Raw genomic sequence first — 22,949 nt, forward strand, 5'->3', positions numbered from 1 at the left:
GGAGTTATTTTAATCCTTATAATTTAATTAAATGCGCGATATATTAGCTGAAATCAATCAAAATATTTGATTAATCATGGAGAATTCATGTTACCCAAAATTACTCTTGAACAATGGGCCACCTTTAAAGCCGTGGTGGATGAAGGCTCGTTTGCCAAAGCGGCTGAGCGCTTGAACAAAAGTCAGTCCAGTGTCAGTTATATTATTTCACGTCTGGAAAACCAGTTGCCTGCCCCCGCACTGATGCCGGAAGGACGTAAAGCGGTATTGACCGAAGCTGGCAAACTACTTTATCGGCATGCCAGCAACTTGCTGTTGCAAGCCACCCAAATTGAAAATATCGCCAATTATATTGCCCGCGGCTGGGAAACCGAGATCACCATCGCTGTGGACGCACTTGTTCCCATTAACAAGGTATTTTGTGCGCTGCATGCTTTTTCAACCGAACACCCGCAACCGAGGATCAACGTGTTAGAAACCACCTTGTCCGGCACTGATGAGGCGGTATTATTTCGCAAGGCCGATATCGTGCTGTCGCCTACAGTCGTGACCGGGTTTATGGGCATCGCACTCGGCTCGGTCACCATGCGCTATGTCGCCAGTCCGGAGCATCCATTGATTAAGCTGGACAGGCCTATCCATGAAGATGATATGAAACAATATCGACAGATTGTAATAAAAGACTCGGGCATTAAGCGCCAACGCGACGCCGGCTGGCTGGGTTCCGAGCAACGTTGGAGTTTTTCGCATATTTCCAGCAGCATCGAGGCAGCTAAAGCCGGACTCGGCTTCGCCAACCTGCCACTTGATAGCATTAAACATGAATTACACAGCGGCCAGTTAGTACCATTGAATATGGCATCCAATATTCAGCGCAGCGTACAGCTATATCTGATTAAAACCGCCCAAACCAATACCGGACCGGCAATAGAAGCGTTATCCAAGCGTTTGCTGACCTCCCTATCCAACAATAACGACGTTGAGCATAACGGCTTCTAGCCCGATTTTTTGGTATAGCATGTCAATATCACAATCCGTGTACCATTAACCTTACCTTCAATATGTTCAGGATTATCGGTAAGCGCAATATTGCGTACTGCAGTGCCCCGCTTTGCCACAAAACTGGTTCCTTTGACATTAAGATCTTTGGTAATAGTCACGGTATCACCGGCTTGCAAGACGGCACCGTTGCTGTCCAGATGGATGATTTTATCTTCTGCAACCTGGACACCCGCTTCTGCCCAGGCCCGGGTATCCTCATCCAGATATAACATATCCAGCAAGTCCTGCGCCCACAACTCGTTGCCTAGCTGTTTCAGCATTCGCCATGCCATCACCTGCACGGCGGGAACCGGGCTCCACATGCTGTCATTCAAGCAACGCCAATGATTGGTATCCAGTTCACTTGCCTGGGTAATCTGGTTGTGGCAGGTTGAGCAGACAACGATTTGATTGTCAGAATGCTCAGCCGAATAAGGTAACTCATACTGGGTTAATGCATTTACAGAAGCGCATAATTCACACTTATTGTCGCTACGTTGCAGCAATGAAGGGCTAACAGACATAATTTAATTCCTGAAAATTTTGCCGCTATTATGCCTACAAACGGCAGCCGCCTACAGAATAAATTCCCTATTCATTTGTCAGATTCACCAATATTTAGTGTTTATTTATATCCATCAATTTTAGCTTTAATATTTTTTCCATTTAAATCAACCAGTTACAGAGTGGCAAAATACTTGCTCAAATACATGCTAAAACACCTACTTATCATTGCCATAGAAACAAAAGAGAAAAATAATGAACCATAAAATACGCTTCGCCATTGTGCCTGTTGCAGTTATCACTTCCAGTTTGCTAACCGGTTGTATCGTCCATGTTGGTGGTGGCGACGGCTCCAGCCGTCATCATTCTTATCGGCAAGATGACGATAAACAAATATCCGGTACGGCCGGCGATATCAGCTCAATCAATGATGACATCAAGTTTTCCAGCCATACCACCGCAGGTCACGTTGATGCTGTAAACGGTGATATCAAAATTAGCGACAACGTAGAGCTGCGCAGCATCAACACCGTTAACGGCGATATCAGAGCCGGACACAAGCTGGCCAGCACAGGCCCGATTGAAACTGTCAATGGTGATATTGAAATTGAATCCGGTTCCAGTGTTGTCAGTATCAGTACGGTAAATGGCGATATTGAACTTGAGGGTGTACAGGTACAACACAATATCAGTACCCAAAATGGTGATATCAGTTTACGCGGTGATACACACATTTTAGGTGATGTGATATTTGAAAAACGGGATAATCCTTCAGGCTGGAACTGGGGTAACAGCCACGATCGACCTGAACTGGAAATTGACACTAATGTCAGAATTGACGGGAATATTGTCCTAAATCGTCAAGTAGAACTGCAGATCGCTAATCCACAACTCAAAGATAAAATCATCTACCGCGACAAGCGTTAAATCAGACCATCCTGTTGATAATACGCCGGTTTTTTACCGGCCTTTTTTATTATCAGTAGCGTATATCAACAACCAATATAAATCCTCGGTACCCGCGCAGAAATCCCTGTCAGCACTTCGTAGCTAATCGTTTGTGCCGCAGCGGCAATATCGGTCACCTTCAGTTCGCTTCCCCACAGCACAACAGGATCACCGATTTTGATCGAATCAACATCGGTGACATCTACACCCAACATATCCATCGACACCCGTCCAGCCAGCTTGGCAGGTTGTCCATTAACCATCACCACTGTATCGCTTGGTGTATGACGCGGATAACCGTCCGCATAGCCCATTGCTACAGTAGCAATCAGCGAATCACGTTTTGCTAGCCAACTGGCACCGTAACCGACTTTGTCTCCCTGTTTCACCTGTCGTACCGAAATAACCCGTGACTGTAATGTCATCACCGGCTTGAGTTGATCCGCCTGGGGATGCGGTTGCATAAAGGGTGACGCGCCATACAACATAATACCCGCCCGGTTCCATTCTTTTGCCGCCGCTGGCCAACCTAAAATAGCGGCAGAATTGGCTAAACTGGCCGCGCCAGCATAGCGGGTTTGCAGTTGTTCAAATTGGGCTATTTGTTTGGCTGTTGCGTCATTGTTCAACTCATCTGCACAGGCAAAATGACTGGTTAAGATAATATTGTCGGCAATATGCGCACAGGATTGCAGTTTGGGGTACCACCTATGAGCTTGTTCAGCACTCAATCCCAATCGATGCATGCCGGTATCGATTTTCAACCAGATGGTGAGTGGTTGTGGCAATAGTGTATTAAGCGTCATTTCAATCTGTGCCGGATTTTCCAGCATCAACCAAAATTGATGCTCGGCGGCCAAATACAGGTCATCAACACAAAATGGGCCTTCCAGTAACAGAATTGGCTGGCGAACGCCCGCTTCGCGCAATTGCAGTGCCTCTTCGATACAGGCTACAGCAAATGCCGGTGCCAGCTTGTCCAGTGCACGGGCCACTTGCACAGCGCCATGTCCGTAAGCGTCGGCTTTAATCACCGCCAACACTTGCCCATTTGGGGTTAAATTCCGGGCCAGCCGATAATTATCACGCAACGCATTTAAGTCAATAACTGCCTGAGCTGGACGGCTCCTGTACTGCATTTGTGCTAGTCCTAATAGTTAAATTTGTGCTGACTGTACAATTTAATCGCCTTTTCCCAAACTGGGCCAATATTGCCGTTACCAACTGGTTGACCGTCCAGTTCTATCACCGGAGCGATATCCTTGCTGGAACTGCTGAGCCAGATTTCGTCTGCTGCCTTAACTTCATCCATGCTGACGACGCGCTGTTCAACCTTTATCGAACCGTCGTTGGCCAGAATATCCAGCAACATATAGCGGGTAATCCCAGGCAATATCTGGTTATCCAGCGGCGGTGTAAACACTACACCGTCTTTAACAATATAAGCATTACAGCTACTGGCTTCGGTGAGATGATTATTGCGGTTAAACAGCAGGCTTTCATTATATCCATCGGCATAACCTTGTTGAAAATGCATCACATTGCCGAGCAAAGAGGTGGATTTGATATTACAACGTTGCCAACGTAAATCTTGCTGGGTATTGACTCGCAACCCTTTGGTTTTACTGGCATCGGTAGTGGGACTGGGGGGAATTTCATAACAAAACATAAATACGGTTGGCGCAATATTGTCGGGAAACGCATGAAAACGTTTAGTGTCCGCACCACGACTAACATGAATATACACACCAAGATTACCGCTACCGTTACGTTGAACAAGCGTATCCACCCTATCGCGCCATTGCTGCAACGACCACTCATGTTTGATACCGATAGCGGCCAATCCTTGCTGCATCCGTTTGATGTGCGGAGCAAAACCCACCAAACGTCCCGCATAGGATGGCACCACTTCATAGATGCCGTCACCAAATAGAAAACCACGATCAAGGGGAGAAATTCGTGCCTGCTCAACAGGCATAAATTCATCGTTTAAAAACGCAATACTCATCAAATAATCCTGCTGAAAATTGTATGGGCGGGTTAAAATCAGCGCATAATAATCTATTCAAACCGTTTATGACACTGGCACCAGAGCTTGTTGCCGAATTTTATCAAACTGTTCTTTCAGCAGCTGTTGGGCTTCGCCGATTTCAACCGCCACAAAACGCACTATGGCACCTCGCTGGCACTGCGCCAATTGGGCCAAATCCAATGATAAAACCGCACCCATTTTGGGATAACCGCCAATCGTTTGATGATCATTCATCATCACTATCGGTTGTCCGTCGGCGGGAAACTGCACAGCGCCAAGACAAATCCCTTCCGAGACAAGTTGCTGTGATGACGCATTCACTTTTTCACCACTTAAACGATAACCCATTCGATCGCATTGATCGGTGACCCGATATTCGCTATTAAACAAGCGACGTTTCTGCTGACTGGAAAACAGCTTCTGCTGGTATCCAGCAATTAATCGTAGCGTTATTTGCTGGGAAAACTTGGGTCGGTAAGCAAAAGGTAACATCTGGTGCGGCTGTATCTGACCTTCACCAGGCAGCCTATCTCCCTTTGCTAACGCCTTACCGGCCAGGCCGCCAATTTGCTCCCTTACCACCGTTGAGGTACTGCCAAATTGCGGTTTAATCTTAAAACCACCGGAGACGGCCAAATAACTGCGCACCCCTTTGGCCGGATGCCCCAATTCCAGCTTTTGACCTGCCTTGACGGTAAAACTGCTCCACATGGGCATGGCTTGATCATCTAACAATACCTTCAAGGGTGCACCGGTGATTGCGATAGTGCAGTCCTGATGACAAACCAGTTGCAGGCCACCAAAAGTGACTTCGACACTGCTGGCCTCTAGCGGATTGGAACACAGTCTATTAGCCCAGTAAAAACTCAGGGGATCCATGGGGCCGCCCTGAGTTAATCCCAGCTCAGCATATCCGTTACGTCCATTATCCTGGATCAGGCTGAGCATCCCCGCTTGAACAATTTCAAATGCCACTATAGATGCCCTCCGGATTTTAAAAACAGACTCTTGGAGACCGCTTCAAACTGCACCTTGTCGCCCACACTCACCGGCATATTGGGGCTTGAATCAGGATCAAACATGGCCACGGCACAGCGACCAATAATATTCCAGCCACCGGGAGACGTCGCCGGGTACACAGCTGTTTGACGATCAGCGATGGCCACCGCGCCTTTAGGAACTTTGAGCCTGGGCGTGCCCAGTCGCGGAACGGCAATTTTTTTATCCACCATACCTAAATAAGCAAACCCGGGGGCAAAACCTATAGCGTAAACCGAATAAAGTGGCTGCTGGTGCAGATCGATAATTTGCTGTGGCTCCAGCTCAGTCAACTCTGCCATGCGCTGCAGATCCTCTGCCACCTCGGCACCGTAATACACTGGCAAAGTTATCGTTTTACCGGTCAATTCGGTCGCAGATTGCACTTGTTCCAGCAATTTACTGAGTTTATCGGTGATTGACACTATCCCGACGCTTTGTTGGTCATAAACCACCATCAATGAGGTATAGGATGGCACCAGATCAATCACAACAGCGTCCAGTGCCGATTCGATCAATTGCTTGGCTACACTAATTTGGGCCACCACCTGCTCACTTGGGTGTTCGGCAAAATAAATAATAACGGCATTTTCACCCGCGACGTTTATCTGCATTGTTCAACCATTTTCCGAATTGCGGTTAACGCCTCAACAGCCTGTGAATTGTCACCATGTACGCACAAACTGTCGGCCTGAAGTTGCAAGATTTTACCGCTATGAGTGGTAACAGAGCCGCTTTCACATAGCTGTTTTACTTGCTGAAGGGTTTTATCTATATCATGAACGGCACCGGCCTGCTTGCGCGACAATAACTGACCATTGTCGTCATAACAGCGATCGGCAAAGGCTTCAAAATAGAGTGTTATGCCAGCCTGATTAGCCTGTTCTTCTATTTCATCCTGATTTGCCGTTGCCAACACCATTAACGGCAATGAGCGATGATAACTGCCGATGGCACTAAATACTGCCCGACGTACATCTTCTTTGCTCATCATATCGTTGTACAGCGCGCCGTGCGGCTTGACATAGTCGATGACAATTCCGGCACATTTGGCCAAACCTTCCAGCGCTGCAATCTGATAATGCAACAGAGCAATAATTTCCTGTTCGCTACATTGCATGGAGCGGCGGCCAAATCCTTGCAAATCAGGATAGGAAGGATGAGCTCCGACACTCACGTTATATTGTTTGGCTAATAACAGGGTTTGCTGGATGGAAACCGGATCGCCAGCATGGAAACCACAGGCAATATTAGCCTGATCAATATGCGGCATTGCGGCACTTTCGCTTTCCAGCGTCCAGCGTCCATAACTTTCACCCAAGTCACAATTTAACTGCATTCTTCGTCCTGTTTGTTACACCAGTCAACTTTGACTGGCAGGTGTTCAATAGCCTGATAATGTTTTTTAAGGCCCACAACATCGTCAAACGCTGGTGACAATCCACGCTTGTCCAGAAACTGCGGATTATAAAGTTTTGATGCCGAACGTTCACCCAAATCACAGGCAAAAGTGACAATATTTTTGCCCGGCCGTTTTAGTGCGGCCAAAAACGCGCCTGCGACATTCAGCGCCGAACTGCTGCCTAACAATATACCGTCATGTTGTTGAACATGGCGAGCAATGGTTAGCACTTCGCTGTCAGGCAAATTAACCGCATAATCAATTTTGGCCTGTTTGAAATTATCCACCAGACGCATTATGCCAATTCCCTCGGTCAAAGATCCTCCCTGATTCTTGTACTCGCCGTGCTGCAGAAAATGGAAAATCCCCGACCCATCCGGATCCACTGACCAAATTTCAATAGCCGGGTTTTGCTGCTTCAGATAACGGGAATTTCCGGCGATGGTACCGCCCGTCCCGGCCACCGAAACGAGCACATCAATCTGGCCTTGAGTTTGCTGCCAGATTTCCGGCCCGGTGTGCAAGTAATGAGCACGAAAATTACTCAAGTTTTCAAACTGGTTGGCCCACCAGTAATGGTCATTCTGTTCGGCTAAACGACGGGCCTGATGATAAAAATGATCGGGGTTGGCAAATGGACAAGGAGGAACCGTCTTGAGTTTGCCACCAAACAGGCTGATCATCCGTTCTTTTTCTGCTGCCTGATCATTAGGCATCACTGCCAGCGCGTCCATACCATAAGCTTTGGCTACCAGGGACAAACCAATGCCGGTGTTGCCCGCGGTTCCCTCAACAATGGTCATTCCGGGCTTGAGTTCACCTTTTTCAATGGCATCCTGCACCATTTGCAGCGCTGCGCGATCTTTAATCGAACCACCGGGATTCTGGAACTCGCATTTTAGATAAATATTGCTGCCGGATAACTCCGACAAAGATGGTATACGCAGCAAATCCGTGTTGCCGATCAACTCGGCGATATGTTGAGCCACTCTCATAAACTGATTATCCGTTAACAACGTTACTCAATAGACTACATGGGATAACAAATTTCTACCACAGCCCAAACACATTGGTTGTATCCATTCCACAATTCTGTTTTTATAGAGTAAGTTGTTGTTTCACTGTGGAATTCTATGTTTATTCCTGAGCATATTGTGGCCGTTGGGGCTGAACTTGTTCTGGCGGTTACGGCCATCTCTATCGGTATCGAACTGATAAATCAACCGGGATGGAGGATCAAGCTTGGTGCTATTGCGGTAATGACTGTCGCGGTTGCAGCACTATTTGGTGCTATCCGTTATAGCGGTGCTGATGTAATTCAATACCATCAGATAGCCAGCAGAATCGCCGGACATATTGGCATGGTGGGATTTGTGGTATTGCTGGCGATAAAAATCAATCAATCACGCTTACCCAACAATGTCTACTACCTGCTATTAGTAATATCACTGGCCGGTTATGCACTGCAAATTGGCGTGCTAAAAGATATCGCACTGATTGTCAGCATGCTGATGGTCGCTGTGGCATTAAAAAAACAGCAACTACCCGGTTATCATTTTTATACAGCTTTTATTGCCCTGTTAGCCGCCGGAGCCTTATCCTTGACAGGTTTGCAATCGGCTGGATTGAAGGAATCCTTATTTCATTTGCTGCTTGCTGCCACTTTGTATCAGTATTATCGCCAGTACTGTTATAGAATATAGCCAATCATTTTTTACTGCATTCAGTCCTGGTTTGTTGGCTGAATAAGAGGCTTCTGCATGTTGCAAATTGGCAAAACCAATCATTTAAAAATAACCGACACCCTGCCCTACGGTGTTTATCTGAGTGACGAACAACAAAATCAGGTATTAATGCCCAATGCCCATTTGCCTGCCAATGCCAAACAGGGTGATTGGCTGGATGTATTTGTTTATCACGATGCTGATGGACAACTGGTTGCCACTTCCACCCAGGCCAAAGGCGAACTGGGTCAATGTGTTTATCTGAATGTGGTTGGCGTTAAACCCATTGGCGCCTTTTTGGATTGGGGGCTGGACAAAGACCTGTTTGTACCGAGAAATGAGCAGGAAAGTATCATGCAGGAAGGCCGTAGCTATGTCGTCTATATCTATCAGGACAGGCAAACCGGCCGTATTGCTGCTTCCAGCAAGCTGCACAACTACCTGCATGAAGAATCACTGGATTTTCAACCCCGGCAAAAAGTAGAACTGTTAATCAGCGCCCGTACTGATTTAGGCTATAAGGCGGTGATCAATGGCACTCATCTGGGATTATTATTTAAAGACGAAGTATTCAAGCCGGTTTACATTGGTCAGACCCTGCCCGGCTACATCAAAAATATCCGCGAAGACGGCAAAATAGACTTGTGCTTCCAGTTTACCGATCAGGCGGCACGAAGTGATTTAACTAGTCAAATCATTGCCCATTTACAACAAAATAATGGCGTATCCGAGTTAACCGACAAAAGTGACGCTAAAGCCATATACAAGCAGTTTAATGTGAGTAAAAACGCCTACAAGAAAGCGCTGGGTGCCTTGTATAAGCAGCAAAGGATACAACTCGGCAAGACCCAAATCAGTTTGATTAAATAAGAAAAACTATTAGGGCGTGTTGATCTTTGGAGTGTGTTTTTGCAGCAGTTTGTAGCGTATTTATACAAGGCAGAGCGAGTGTGGTGTAGTTATTCTACATGAACGAGCGATAACGCCGTAGAAATGCGCTACAAACGCTGCCCCCACGGTTTTAAAGAAAGGGGTTCAACCTAACGCCTCCTGCTCTTTGTTGTCGGGTTTTGACTTAGACCCACTAGGCCTGCAACCCGGCGTCGCGATCAGAAGGCGTTGAACTTGAACAAAATTCATACACCAAAGATCAACACGCCCTAACAAAATACACATCTTGTTTACAAAACATTAAAGGTTAGACCAGTGTGTTTTTGCTTGTTTGGATATCTTTACTCGGCAAATGCCTTATTTTGATCTGTTATAGTTTCATTTCCAACGTTGGCTGCTAGTATAAAAAAGCACTTAATTATTTGAGTGCTATATTAGGGTCTGTTGACCCCCATGGTCTACAAATGTAATTCACTTTTGTAGTGAGTTGTTGGACTCCGTCGCGATACACAAAAATAAAGATGGTAGAAAACGCTCATATTCGACTTATAACTCATACACGCTCAGGCACATCAACTGGTACAGATAATGAAAACATTGAAGAAAGCCTCACTTGCCATCAGCATTCATGCTGCCCTTTTAACCAACGTCAGCATCGCTGCTGCTCAAGAAACGGAACAAAAACAGCCCGCTCTAGAACAGATTACCGTTACCGCACAAAAGCGTTCACAAACCTTGCAGGAAGTCCCTATTTCCATTGCGACCTTAAGCGGTGAACGTTTTAATGCCATGTTCTCTGGCGGAGACGACATTCTGGCACTAGCGACACGCGTGCCGGGATTGTATGCAGAATCCTCCAACGGCCGGGTTGCCCCCCGCTTTTACATGCGCGGATTGGGTAACACCGATTTTGATTTAGCTGCCTCCCAACCGGTTTCTGTGGTAATGGATGAGGTGGTAATGGAAAACGTGGTGCTGAAAAGTTTTCCGCTGTTTGACGTTGCCAATGTCGAAGTGATCCGTGGGCCGCAAGGTACCCTGTTTGGCCGCAACACTACAGCCGGTATTGTCAAATTTGATACGGTGAAACCCTCACAAAGTTTTGACGCCTATGTTAAAGCCGGGCTTGCCAGCTATGGCACTATTAACATCGAAGGCGCGGTTGGTGGAGCCTTATCTGACACTGTTTCTGCCCGACTATCGGTATTGTCGCAAGATCGCGATGACTGGATTGATAACGGCTACACCGGCGAAAAAGATGCCATGGGCGGCTTTGATGAAAAGGCCGCACGATTGCAAGTATTGTTTGAACCTAGTGAAGATTTCAGTGCCTTGTTAAATATCCATGACCGCACACTGGATGGTACATCTTCCATCTTCCGGGCCAATATCCTTAGCAAAGGCAGTAACGAGCTCAACGACAACTATGATCGTGATACTGTTTATTACGACAAAGGCGACAATAACCCGCAAGAATACGATAACACCGGCGCATCATTAAAAATTGATTATGATTTTGGCGATAAAACCTTTACATCGGTTACCGCCATCGAAAAAGCCGATGGTTACAGTTTAGGTGATATTGATGGTGGTGTTGTTACCGACACTGGCACTATGCCGGGAACCATTGGCTTCGATGCAGTCACCGAAGATCAGCTTAAAGATCTGGAACAATTTACCCAGGAAATCCGCTTGGCGTCAGATACCGACGACGATATGAGCTGGCAGGTTGGCGCGTTCTATTTTGATTCGTCTTTTGATGTGACCAGTATCGACGGATTTTTTGGCGCGACCACGGTTTCCCATGCCAACACCAGCTGGGCGGTATTTGGTCAAACTTCTTATGATGTGAGCGATAAGCTAAATATCACCGCGGGCGTACGCTATACCCATGATGAAAAATCACTGGAAGTGGGCGATCAGAATGTAGACGGCTTTGCCCTTGTGATTGGCGCGGCCTCGATTCAGGATTACGATCCTATAGATGTAGACGACGGTAAAGTCAGTTGGGAGCTCAGCGCCAACTACCGAATGACCTCAGACACCAGTTTGTTTGGTCGCATCGCTCGCGGTTTCCGTGCCCAAACCATTCAGGGCCGAGATGTAGCATTTGAATCTCCTCCGTCTGTAGCCGATTCAGAGACCATTGATTCTATCGAATTCGGGGTAAAATCTGATTTGGTCGACAACCGATTGCGAGTTAACGCTGCTGTTTTCTATTATCAGGTTAATGATATGCAGTTCTCTGCCATTGGTGGCGACGGCAACCTGACCCAACTGATTAATGCCGATAAAGGTGTGGGTTACGGGTTTGAAACCGACTTGGAGTGGGTTGCCACTGATTATCTGACTATTACCGCTGGTTACAGTTATAACCACACTGAAATCCAGGATGATAATCTGGTCGCCGCACCTTGTGGATCAGGTATGTGTACTCCTATGGATCCTTTAAACAGCAATGGGCAGGCTTATATCGACGGCAATCCGTTCCCGCAAGCACCACGCTCAACCCTGAATATCTCTGCCCGTTATACTGTGCCTGTTGGCGATAACGGCGAGTTTTACGCTTATACCGACTGGGCATGGCAGGGCAAAACTAATCTGTTTTTGTATGAATCGGCAGAATTTAATTCTGATGGTAATTACGAAGGCGGATTGAGAATTGGCTACGAAAACTTTGAGCATCTGTATGAAGTGGCGTTATTCGGACGCAATATTACCGATGAAGACAATCTCAAAGGAGCGATTGATTTTAATAACCTGACCGGAATTATGAACGAACCCCGAGTATTCGGTATCGAGTTTAAAAAGTCCTTTTATTAATTCAGTGATTTGTATCTGAGTCATCCAAAGCCCACTTTTAGTGGGCTTTTTATTGGTTGAATTTGAATAGCCGATTCCTTAAAGTTGACGGCAGAACGCATCATTAAAGGGAATTTAGTTTGAACAAATTCGTCGTTGTAGCATGGCCAATCACACTATTTGCCGCGGGTTGGGCAGGTTACCAATGGGCTACCACGGATGCCCCTTCGGTTGAACTGTCAAGGTCAATGCAAACAGCGAATCAATCATCGGCTCAACTTCAACAACAGCCCTCAGTTACAACGCGATCTTCACAGCCTTATACCAGGCAAGACCAGTCACTAGTTGACCAGCATAATCAACCAGCAACAACGACGCAGTTATCTGCCAGCGAAAAGATTGCTTCGCTACAGAACTTGTTTGAAGAAAACAGTGACGGTACTGACTATGAGTTGATCACCGAGGCTTATCTAGCGATTAAAGATTTCAATATCACTGAAATTGAACAGGCAATACAGCAACTACTGGATAATCCGTCCAACACCAATTTCAGTCTGCTCAATATACTGCTCAGCCGTTATGCCCAGACTAATCCGCTTGATGCGTTACAACTCGCTCAGGGTCGTCTCAATACTCGCAGTGCCAAATCGGCCGCTTACTTTAATATTCTCAAAGTCTGGTCAAAAAACGATCCACAAAGCGCTTACTACTGGTATGCCGATAACGCCAATACAATAAGCAATGGCGCGATGTTCAATACTGCCGGATTACGCCAGGTTTTTAATGGTTTGGCATCTGTAGATTTAAATGACGCCGTACAAAAACTGCTCGAACTCAGCCCCAATAAAAACCAGATTAGGGCAGCCATGATCGGCATTGCCAAAACCATCAGTAATCCTGATGACTATAACCAACTGATGGCTACAGTAATGGAATACAATAATCCGTTACTGACCCAAAGCGCGATTCAGAATTGGGCCAGAAACGATCCCTACCAAAGCATAGACTGGCTTAATGCACATCAAGATTTAGAGGGAATTGCCAAATTACGCGAAAATGGCCTGCAGGCTTGGGTGTATTCCTATCCTGAGCAGGCGGAACAAGCGGCTAACTGGTATTTGCAGCAAAATAGTTCACAAAGCCGACAGCAAAATCTGGCAGATATTACCCGCGCTTGGGCCATCAATGCCCCGCAACAGGCGATTAACTGGATCCAGCAACAGAATGATTCCGATTCCCAACAGCTACTCGAAAATGCACTGCGGATTAGCAGCTTCAACCGGCCTGACTTCGTGATCGATAATTTGTCTCTGCTTCAGGAGGATAAATCCAGACTGCGTCTGTCACAAAATATCTACCGTAATTTAAGCCGGCTAAACCCGCAAAAGGCCGAAGAATTTAAAAATAACTCCGAATTCAAACCGCAACTGGAGAATTTTTCCCAGCGTTTATCCGAGCGCAGAAGTAAAACTCGGGACTAAATTCACATAAGGGCCATTAATCCTGCCAGATAGGTGGATATTTCATGGCGACATTGCAGCGCTGATAGCTGCTGCCGTATTGATCCATCACCTGTTTATCATGTACAAAACCGTTTTTTTCATATAGATGTACCGCGGCTTCACACTTTTTATTGGTTAGCAGAAATAACCGTTTAATTGGCAAGTTTTTCGCCTGTTGCAATACATATTGCAATAACGCTTCTCCGGCTTTTAATCCCCGCGCACTGTCCAGCACGCCCATTTTAGTTAATTCAAACACGCCGTTTTCCTTAGGCAGCAAGGCGCAACAACCAATCACGCCCAATTGCTCAGTTTTGACAAAGTAAATCTGCCCGCCACGATCAATAATTAACTCTTGCGGATGATCGAGTGAAGCCAAATCAGCCGGTTCAATAGCAAACATTGCACTGATCCATTGCTCGTTAATAGTTTTAAAGTGACCGGCCAAATCGCTACTATAGGGTAAAAACTCGAGTTGAGTACCGGTTGATAGTGGTTGTTCAAGATTGTGTTGCATGATGAATATCCAACGTACGGGCTAATAAGGATTTGTGTTTAAGGGCCTTTTCACATTTCTGTATGGCTTGATAAAGATTATTGTCCAGTTCTTGACTCAGTTGCTTGGCTGCCTGGCTAACAGCGTCCCACATGGGTTGCATGGCATTGACCTGCTGTCGTCCCTTATCACTGAGGGTCAATAGTTTTCGTCGCGAGTCCTGCTCACAACAACGGGATTGTATTAATCCCCGCTTTTGCAGCTGGCGGGAAAACTGGCTGATAGCAGGTTGCGACAAGCCCAGTAGATCAGCCGCCTCCACCACACTCACCTGCTCTTTATGATGTAATAACGCCAGCAAGCTAAACCATTTGGGCTGCACATCAATCTCAAAATGTTGGTAAACCCTGGCGGCGTCGGCCAGCATTAATTCACTCAGTCGCTTTAAACGCGTACCAAGCGCCAGTTCTTCTAGTTCATCCAAGAAATCTGTCTGCATCAATCTGCTTCCTGACAATTAATATAACTATTTATATAATCACTTATATTAAATGTCAACAAACACATTTTCCAATGTGCTTTGAGTAAAATTGATTAGGGCGTGCTGAACTAAGCGCTCTTATTGTGCTTGAAAGCTGCTTTTTCGGCGTCAGATAAAAACGCTGCTGTTAATCCATTTAGCTGAATAGTATCCAACTGCTGTTGATTAAAGCCGATGATTTCTCTGGCTACCTGGTATTCATTGGCCAAATCAATATTGGATACGGCAGGATCATCGGTGCTTAAGGTGACCAGCAATCCGTTGTCCAAAAAGGTCTTCATCGGGTGTCCGGCGATATCATTCAGGGTTCCGGTATGATAGTTGGACGTCGGGCAAGACTCTATTGCGATATCATGCTCTGCCATATAGTCCATCAACTTTTGATCCTGAATAGCCGCGACCCCATGACCAATTCGGCTAGCGCCAAGCAAATTAATCGCATTCCAGATACTCTGCGGACCATCTGCTTCACCGGCGTGGACGGTAATATTCCAACCGGCGTCACGGGCTAATTTAAACTGGGACTCAAATAATGCTGCCGGATAGCCTAATTCATCCCCTGCCAGATCCAGGGCACAAATTTTATCTTTGCAGGCCAGCAACGCATCCAGTTCCGCCTGACATTTGTCCACTCCAAAGGTGCGGCTTAAAATACCGATTAAATTGGCTTTAACCCCGTAATCACGACTACCCGCTTGAATACCGGCATCGACAGCTTCGACCACAGCCTGCATATTCAAATCAAACGCCATGGCCATATAGTGCGGTGAAAAACGTAATTCAACATAGTCCAGCCCTTGTTGCCGAGCGTCCTGCATATTTTCATAAGCCACGCGATAACAGGCATCAGGATCGGCCAATACCGATACGCCGTAATCCAGTTTGGCCAAAAATTCGAGCAAATCGCTGGTTTGTCCCTGAATTTGGGTTAACGGGATCAATTCATCCAGTGAATTCGCTGGCACCTTGATATTGTGCTGCTGCGCCAAATCCCAAATAGTGGCGGGGCGGATATTGCCGTCAAGATGACGATGCAGTTCAACAAGAGGTAATGCAGGATTAAACATGAGCGACCTTATTTAAAAACAGGAAAATGCTGGCAACCCAGCGGAAACAAACACCAAAGACTGGAATACTAAGGGGTTTTAAAACAAATAACTACAGTTGCAATTTTTTAACGCAATAAGGAATAACCAGGCGATTATATTCAAGGCCAAACTGACGCTTTTGTTTGCGAAGCTCACGTTCTTCAGGCCGATAAACATCGCCACTATCTGGCAGATATTTTAGCCCACAACGCTCCTCAATCTGAACCGGGGCAATATCCTCCAACCCCAATACGGCAACACCTCGGCGTGCTTCAATCCATAAACCAACATCACCGCGCTGGATTGCACGTTGTGCTTCTGCTTGCGGACTGTGCCAGTCGATCTCATCCTCTGATTCAGCGGTCTGATCCATGCCGATACCAGTGCATCCGGTAACATAGAGCAACTGCAGCATTATTATCCAGCGCATCGAGTTCTCCTTATCAATAACAGCAGAACCAACCAGATATAATTGATGCTGCCGCCTCCACCACTACTGGTGTTATTTCCTCCCGAAGCCGGTGGCGTAACAACCCTGGCTTGCACATTGATGGTGACCGTCGCACTGGACTCTAGCCCCTGTTCATCAGCAATAGTGTAAGACAGGCTGTCACTACCGCTAAAACCGGCAGCTGGTGAATAAACCAGTTGTTCGTTATCAATAGTCACCGTCCCCGAGCCACTGTATTCAACCGCAACAATGGCAATGCTGTCCTGACTATCCGGATCGCTATCATTCGTCAGTACGCTAATGCGGTTGTTGGTCGAATCTTGCTCGACACTGGCACTGTCATCTTGTGCAGATGGTGGTTGATTAATAGTGACGTTAATACTGAAAGTGGCCGGATTAACCGCATAAAAGATATTATTGTGGCATTTGAGCATTAATCTGGCGTTGTCGGTTTGGATAGCGCCTAACCCGGGTAACACCGCCTCTCCACTATTGTCCAGTTGCTCGGCGATTAACAACGGAAAGCTCTGTCCGCCATCGACTGATAACCATACATCCATCTGACTACAACTGACTGGCGGTAAATCCGTATCCGCCACCTCCCATTGTATTTCATAGCCAGAATCATTATCCCAAAGGGTATCGGCATCGGGTTGATGCACGACCAGCGGGCCACTGGCGGGCGTCACGGTAATTAGGGTTTTGTCACTGGTCAGCCCGCCCTGATTATCCCGCACCGATAAACGAAACCGCAAAGTCCGCTCGGTAGTAGGATAGGTTTCCCCTTTGACAGTCACATCACTACCCTGGATCACATCCTGTAAACGGGGCAAATAGCGTTGAGGGTTATCGGTAGGAGGCCAACTTCTGAACAGTGGTCGGGTACCATCATCGGTGGACATTTCAGCCACGCTATTGCTGGCATTGGGTCTGGGATCTTCGCCCTCATCATTGCCTACTACAAAGTACTGTTCCCAGTTATACAATAAACCATCGTTGTCGGGATCAGCCGCTTCAGCGGTTAACACAAAAGGACTATTGGCCGGAATAATATAATCATTGCCCGCATCAGCGGTGGGTGCGTCATTGGTACCGGTAATGATTTCTCCACAATTACCGGATAAACCGCTGGATAAACGCTGGCGGTACTCCAGTACCGAACCAATATGAAAATAATCATCCGAATAGTTTTGCAAATTTTCCGTCCCGCACAATCCGGCATAGGCCATAATGGTGGTACCACTACCCGGCTCCCAGGCAGAACGCGACGAACGATTCCCCTCGCAACCAGCACTTTCACTATTAAAACTATGGTTGGCGCCTAATTGATGGCCAATCTCATGCGCCACCAAATCGATATAGAAGCTGTCACCGGTAGGACGATTAGAGCCGGTGACTCCATCGGCCTTATTAGCCGAACGGCAAACCACACCAACGCTGGCTAAACCACCGCCTTCGGTGGTAAACACATGACCAATATCATAGCCGTTATTACCTAACGCCTCATTCAGCACGGTATAATTGATATCAATATCATCGGTGGTATTGGTATAAGGATCGCTATCGGCATCTAGGAAAATAATCTGGTCATTATTATCCGCCAACACAAAAGACACGCCCATATCCACTTCAAACACCAGATTGATCCGGTTAATCACCGTAGCCAACGCTGCCAACACCGCGTATTTATCTGCACCAAATTTGGCGCTGTATTCACCTGTGGTGGCAATCGCCAGCCGATATTGTCTGACGGTGCCTTCCACCAGAGGTTTCGCCGCTCGGTTTTGCGGCAATGGCAATAAATCCAGCTCGCGGACTTGTTCGACAAAGGGCTGACGTAACTGCTCATTGCCATCATATAAACGATAATGCGTTGTTGCCGGGTCTGGCTCCAGATAATAACTATGCCCGTCTAGCCGATAAGCGGCGTAGACGCCGGTTGAACGAATTTCCAGTTTACCGCGGCTATGATGATCCACCCCGACCAGATTAAAAGTTTGAATATCCGGATAACGATTGGCTAACGCTGACGGCAAAACCTGATTGGCAATCAGTTTAAACCTCAACATATTGTTTGCTGCGTCAGGTAATTCGATTAAAGCTGTTGACTCGTCCGATTGCTGGTTGATCTGCGCCAGAAGCTCGGATTTATCCAAATCATAATAAGCGATGATTTTTAAACTGGGGGACTGTGCATCAGCTTCCACACTGGCGGGTGGAGAAACAACCTGATTCCATACCGACGCCTGAGTCTGGCTGACAAGGCCGCAGCTGGCTAACAGTAATGCTGAGATAATACGTTGATGGAGTTTAATCTGTTTGTCCTGAATAAAATTGGGGAAGTGTCTAGCTATAGACACCTCCCCGTCCTTTTTAATTCCCTTGATTATTTATCAGCTATGGATTAACTACCTGTTTTTTGGGATACCGGATACTTTCCACCATATCCTGCACATCCTGCGGCACTTCCGCAGTAAATTGTTTTACTACAAAGGCCACCACAAAATTCAATAGCATTCCCAGCGTACCAATCCCCTCGGGCGAAATACCAAACCACCAGTTTTGCGGCAGGTTTGCCGCCGGATTAACAAACTTGAAGTAAATAATATAGGCTGCTGTAAAGGTGATCCCGGCCAACATACCGGAAATTGCCCCCTCCTTGTTCATACGCTTATAAAATATGCCCATAATAATTGCAGGAAAGAAGGATGACGCCGCAAGCCCAAAGGCAAAAGCCACCACTTGCGCCACAAAACCGGGTGGATGCACGCCAAAATAGCCTGCCACCACTATCGCGACACCGGCCGCCAGACGAGCATAAAACAGCTCCTTTTTATCGGTAATATCCGGCATCAGATTACGTTTAAGCAAATCGTGCGATACCGAGGTCGAAATCACCAACAACAAACCGGCAGAAGTGGATAACGCCGCGGCAATCCCTCCGGCTGCCACCAGAGCAATCACCCAACTAGGTAAATTGGCAATCTCGGGGTTGGCTAACACCATAATATCCCGGTCGATTTTCATTTCATTACGCTCATCGCCGGAATAAAACATCTTGCCGTCCTGATTCTTGTCTTCCCAACCAATCAAGCCGGTTTTTTCCCAGTTTTTGATCCACTCAGGAGCCTGCGCGTAGTCGGTGCCGGTCGATTGCTCACCATTGATGGTATCGATCATATTCACCCGGGCAAACGTAGCGATTGCCGGCGCGGTGGTATATACCAGCGCGATAAACAGCAATGCCCAACCTGCGGAACGACGTGCATCACGCACTTTAGGCACGGTAAAAAAGCGTACAATCACATGAGGTAATCCGGCGGTGCCGACCATCAATGCAGCAGTAATAAAAAACACATCAATAGTACTTTTGCTACCCAGGGTATAGGCGGCAAAACCTAAGTCGGCCGACAACCCGTCCAGTTTATCCAGCAAATAGGTTTCCGAGCCCGTTATCTGGTCCCCAAAACCCAGTTGCGGTATGGCGTTGCCCGTCATCATAATGGAAATAAATACTGCCGGAACCAGATAGGCAAACAACAACACACAAAATTGGGCTACCTGGGTATAGGTAATCCCTTTCATGCCACCCAATACTGTGTAGAAAAACACAATGGCCATACCTATAACCACCCCGGTGACAATATCGACTTCTAAAAAGCGACTAAACACCACACCCACACCACGCATCTGACCGGCAACATAAGTAAAACAGACAAAAATCGCGCAGATCACCGCCACCGTTCTGGCTAGCTGGGAATAATAACGATCACCGACAAAATCCGGTACAGTAAACTTGCCAAATTTGCGTAAGTAAGGCGCCAGACACAGCGCCAGCAGCACATAACCACCCGTCCAGCCCATTAAATAGACCGCGCCATCATAACCCATAAAAGAAATCAGCCCGGCCATCGAGATAAACGACGCGGCCGACATCCAGTCTGCCGCGGTTGCCATACCATTGGCGACTGGGTGCACATCGCCACCGGCCACGTAAAACTCGTTGGTGGAACCTGCGCGCGACCAGATAGCAATACCGATATATAAAATAAATGACGCACCGACGATTAAAAACGTCATGGTTTTAATATCCATTTAGTCCTCCTGGACGTTGTATTTGATATCCAGCCGCGATGATAAGCGGGCATAAACAAAAATCAGCACCACAAATACATAGATGGCTCCCTGTTGAGCAAACCAGAATCCCAGTTTAAACCCAAAGAAACGGAATTCATTCAGCCAGTCAGCCAATAAAATCCCACAACCAAATGAAACTGCAAACCAGATGGCTAACAGTCCTAGTACCAACTTGATATTCTCACGCCAATAGGCGCTTGCCTGTTGCTGATTTTCAAATGCCATTTATCACCTCAGTAAGGGGAGTAAGGGTCTGTCGACCCTTTGTATTTAACGGTTAAGACGATTTTCAATCAGGGCATCGACTACTGACGGATCGGCCAGCGTTGATGTATCACCCAGATTGTCAAACTCATTGGCAGCAATTTTGCGCAAAATTCGGCGCATAATTTTGCCCGAACGGGTTTTAGGTAGACCTGTCGTCCACTGCAGCAGGTCCGGTGCGGCAATCGGGCTGATATCATCCTTAACCCACTGACGCACTTGTTTGGTCAATTCATCCGTAATGGTCACCCCATCGGTAGGTTGCAGGTACACATAAATCCCCTGCCCTTTAATATCATGGGGATAACCCACCACAGCGGCTTCGGCGATGGCCGGATGCGCTACCAGTGAACTTTCAATTTCTGCCGTACCCAAACGGTGACCGGATACATTTAATACATCATCCATACGGCCGGTGATCCAGTAATAACCGTCTTCGTCACGTCTGGCGCCATCGCCTGAAAAATAGTTGTTTTTAAAGGTACTGAAATAGGTCATTTCAAATCGATCATGATCTCCCCATACAGTACGCATTTGTCCCGGCCAGGATTGGGTTACCACCAGGCTACCTTCATTTTTACCTTCCAGTACCTGACCATCACTATCCAGCAAAGCAGGCTGAATACCGAAGAAAGGACGGGTGGCCGAACCGGGTTTCAACGCCGTCGCACCAGGTAACGGGGTGATCATCACCCCACCCGTTTCGGTTTGCCACCAGGTATCCATAATCGGACAGTGAGCATTGCCGATTTTTTCATGGTACCAGTGCCAGGCTTCCGGATTGATAGGTTCACCTACGCTACCTAAAATTCTTAATGAATCGCGAGAACTGCCCTGTGTAGGTTCATCTCCTTTGGCCATCAAGGCTCGAATGGCGGTGGGTGCGGTGTACAGGATGTTCACCTGATGCTTGTCCACCACCTGACCAATACGGCGCACATCAGGATAAGTCGGTACACCCTCAAACATTAAGGTGGTCGCACCGTTGGCCAGTGGTCCGTAAACAATATAACTATGACCGGTGATCCAGCCCACATCGGCGGCACACCAATAGATATCACCGGGACGATAATCAAACACATATTGATGGGTGAGCGAGGCATACACCATGTAACCGCCGGTAGAATGCACCACGCCTTTGGGTGTGCCGGTAGAGCCGGAGGTATACAAAATAAACAGCGGATCTTCGGCATTCATCGGTGTGGGAGGACAATCGTCACTGGCCGCAGAAACCAGATCCTGCCAGCACAAATCACGTCCATTTTGCCAGGGTTGATCATTTCCTTGCTCTTTGACCACCAACACATGCTCGATACAATTAGTACCCTCTCGCTCCAGCGCTTTATCCACATTCTGTTTAAGCTGGATAATGTTCCCGCCACGATGGCCCACATCGGCGGTTAAAATCAGTTTGGCCTGGCTGTCAACAACTCTGTCGGCAATCGCATTAGGTGAAAAACCACCAAAAATAACCGAATGGATCGCACCAATACGGGCACAAGCCAGCATCGAATAGGCAGCTTCGACGATCATCGGCATATAGATCACTACCCGATCACCTTTACCTACCCCCAAATCTTTCATGACATTGGCCAGGCGACTCACTTCCTGCTGCAGCTGCTTGTAGGTGATCTTCTTGTCATCCTGCGGGTTGTCGCCTTCCCAGATAATCGCTACCCGTTCAGGATCTGACTCGGCATGACGATCCACACAGTTATAACAGGCATTCAATTCACCGTCGGCAAACCAGCTTATCTTGATATTGCCGGGAGCATAACTACAGTCACTCACCTTGCTAAAAGGTTTCATCCAGTCAAGACGTTGTGCCTGCTGTTGCCAGAATCCGTCAGGATCTTTCACGGACCAGTCATACAAGCGCTGGTATTCCTGATTATCGGCAAGGGTATTCTGTTGGATATGTGCCGGCACGGCAAAGACGTCTTCAGACATCGATTGATCTCCCAAAAGGTTGTTAAAAAATGTTGAGGCTGACCATAGCCGAAATAATGGGTTAGATACAATAGGTGAGTGGCCTAACCACATGAAATTTATCTCATCCACTATAGATTTATTTTTTATTAAATAGTT

At 47.0% G+C, this 22,949-nt stretch carries 21 protein-coding genes; 6 read left to right on the top strand and 15 right to left on the bottom strand.

From position 1 onward, the window contains the following. Positions 1–87 precede the first annotated feature (87 nt). Positions 88–999, top strand: coding sequence for a LysR family transcriptional regulator (locus V1467_RS11025; protein WP_416305028.1), 912 nt, complete (start codon positions 88–90; stop codon positions 997–999). Here the strand turns inward: V1467_RS11025 and V1467_RS11030 are convergent. Continuing rightward, the gene (locus V1467_RS11030; RefSeq protein WP_416305029.1) at positions 996–1,565 is read right to left on the bottom strand and encodes a PhnA domain-containing protein; all 570 of its coding nucleotides are present in this window, start codon (positions 1,563–1,565) and stop codon (positions 996–998) included. The genes V1467_RS11025 and V1467_RS11030 overlap by 4 nt on opposite strands. A gap of 235 nt (positions 1,566–1,800) precedes the next feature. Here V1467_RS11030 and V1467_RS11035 point away from each other — a divergent pair, with 235 nt between their 5' ends. Then, complete coding sequence (locus V1467_RS11035) at positions 1,801–2,472, top strand: hypothetical protein (protein WP_416305030.1); 672 nt, start codon at positions 1,801–1,803, stop codon at positions 2,470–2,472. 65 nt (positions 2,473–2,537) lie between these two features. Here the strand turns inward: V1467_RS11035 and alr are convergent, their stop codons facing one another. The 6 genes from alr to V1467_RS11065 form a co-directional block, all read right to left on the bottom strand. Further along, complete coding sequence (alr, locus tag V1467_RS11040; RefSeq protein WP_416305031.1) at positions 2,538–3,632, bottom strand: alanine racemase; 1,095 nt, start codon at positions 3,630–3,632, stop codon at positions 2,538–2,540. A gap of 11 nt (positions 3,633–3,643) precedes the next feature. Continuing rightward, on the bottom strand, positions 3,644–4,501 hold the full coding sequence (locus V1467_RS11045; RefSeq protein WP_416305032.1) for an aminotransferase class IV: 858 nt from the start codon (positions 4,499–4,501) through the stop codon (positions 3,644–3,646). Positions 4,502–4,567: 66 nt separating this feature from the next. Beyond that, complete coding sequence (locus tag V1467_RS11050) at positions 4,568–5,500, bottom strand: biotin-dependent carboxyltransferase family protein (protein ID WP_416305033.1); 933 nt, start codon at positions 5,498–5,500, stop codon at positions 4,568–4,570. Beyond that, positions 5,500–6,177, bottom strand: a complete 678-nt coding sequence (gene pxpB / locus V1467_RS11055) for a 5-oxoprolinase subunit PxpB (RefSeq protein WP_416305034.1) — start codon at positions 6,175–6,177, stop codon at positions 5,500–5,502. The genes V1467_RS11050 and pxpB overlap by 1 nt, the downstream gene beginning before the upstream one ends. Further along, positions 6,168–6,902, bottom strand: a complete 735-nt coding sequence (locus V1467_RS11060; protein ID WP_416305035.1) for a 5-oxoprolinase subunit PxpA — start codon at positions 6,900–6,902, stop codon at positions 6,168–6,170. Before V1467_RS11060 ends, pxpB begins: the two co-directional genes overlap by 10 nt. Next, positions 6,893–7,960 carry a cysteine synthase A gene (locus tag V1467_RS11065; protein WP_416305036.1) on the bottom strand — a complete coding sequence of 356 codons (1,068 nt, stop codon included), beginning with the start codon at positions 7,958–7,960 and terminating at the stop codon, positions 6,893–6,895. Before V1467_RS11065 ends, V1467_RS11060 begins: the two co-directional genes overlap by 10 nt. Positions 7,961–8,098: 138 nt before the next feature. Between V1467_RS11065 and V1467_RS11070 the strand changes: the two genes are divergently transcribed. The 4 genes from V1467_RS11070 to V1467_RS11085 all read left to right on the top strand — a co-directional run bounded on the left by V1467_RS11070 (position 8,099) and on the right by V1467_RS11085 (position 13,863). Further along, entirely contained in the window at positions 8,099–8,668 is a 570-nt protein-coding gene (locus V1467_RS11070) for a hypothetical protein (protein ID WP_416305037.1), read from the top strand. Between the two features lie 57 nt (positions 8,669–8,725). Continuing rightward, on the top strand, positions 8,726–9,559 hold the full coding sequence (locus V1467_RS11075; RefSeq protein WP_416305038.1) for a S1 RNA-binding domain-containing protein: 834 nt from the start codon (positions 8,726–8,728) through the stop codon (positions 9,557–9,559). Between the two features lie 609 nt (positions 9,560–10,168). Continuing rightward, positions 10,169–12,403 carry a TonB-dependent receptor gene (locus V1467_RS11080; RefSeq protein WP_416305039.1) on the top strand — a complete coding sequence of 745 codons (2,235 nt, stop codon included), beginning with the start codon at positions 10,169–10,171 and terminating at the stop codon, positions 12,401–12,403. A 119-nt stretch (positions 12,404–12,522) separates the two neighbouring features. Beyond that, entirely contained in the window at positions 12,523–13,863 is a 1,341-nt protein-coding gene (locus tag V1467_RS11085) for a hypothetical protein (RefSeq protein ID WP_416305040.1), read from the top strand. Positions 13,864–13,879: 16 nt separating this feature from the next. On the opposite strand, the gene V1467_RS11090 is transcribed toward V1467_RS11085, so the two are convergent. From V1467_RS11090 to acs, 8 genes are all read right to left on the bottom strand, one after another. Beyond that, positions 13,880–14,401 carry a GNAT family N-acetyltransferase gene (locus V1467_RS11090; protein WP_416305041.1) on the bottom strand — a complete coding sequence of 174 codons (522 nt, stop codon included), beginning with the start codon at positions 14,399–14,401 and terminating at the stop codon, positions 13,880–13,882. Continuing rightward, on the bottom strand, positions 14,385–14,879 hold the full coding sequence (locus tag V1467_RS11095; RefSeq protein WP_416305042.1) for a MarR family winged helix-turn-helix transcriptional regulator: 495 nt from the start codon (positions 14,877–14,879) through the stop codon (positions 14,385–14,387). Before V1467_RS11095 ends, V1467_RS11090 begins: the two co-directional genes overlap by 17 nt. 110 nt (positions 14,880–14,989) lie before the next feature. Continuing rightward, positions 14,990–15,988, bottom strand: a complete 999-nt coding sequence (gene add, locus V1467_RS11100; protein ID WP_416305043.1) for an adenosine deaminase — start codon at positions 15,986–15,988, stop codon at positions 14,990–14,992. Positions 15,989–16,079: 91 nt separating this feature from the next. Further along, complete coding sequence (locus V1467_RS11105; RefSeq protein ID WP_416305044.1) at positions 16,080–16,439, bottom strand: hypothetical protein; 360 nt, start codon at positions 16,437–16,439, stop codon at positions 16,080–16,082. Beyond that, positions 16,427–18,820, bottom strand: coding sequence for a reprolysin-like metallopeptidase (locus V1467_RS11110; RefSeq protein ID WP_416305045.1), 2,394 nt, complete (start codon positions 18,818–18,820; stop codon positions 16,427–16,429). Before V1467_RS11110 ends, V1467_RS11105 begins: the two co-directional genes overlap by 13 nt. Before the next feature lie 37 nt (positions 18,821–18,857). Next, on the bottom strand, positions 18,858–20,555 hold the full coding sequence (locus tag V1467_RS11115) for a sodium:solute symporter family protein (RefSeq protein WP_416305046.1): 1,698 nt from the start codon (positions 20,553–20,555) through the stop codon (positions 18,858–18,860). Continuing rightward, positions 20,556–20,822, bottom strand: coding sequence for a DUF4212 domain-containing protein (locus tag V1467_RS11120; protein ID WP_416305047.1), 267 nt, complete (start codon positions 20,820–20,822; stop codon positions 20,556–20,558). 45 nt (positions 20,823–20,867) lie between these two features. Next, entirely contained in the window at positions 20,868–22,811 is a 1,944-nt protein-coding gene (acs, locus tag V1467_RS11125; RefSeq protein ID WP_416305048.1) for an acetate--CoA ligase, read from the bottom strand. Positions 22,812–22,949: the final 138 nt, after the last annotated feature.

The sequence above is a fragment of the Neptunicella plasticusilytica genome (assembly GCF_047922965.1).
GTDB lineage: Bacteria > Pseudomonadota > Gammaproteobacteria > Enterobacterales > Alteromonadaceae > Neptunicella > Neptunicella plasticusilytica.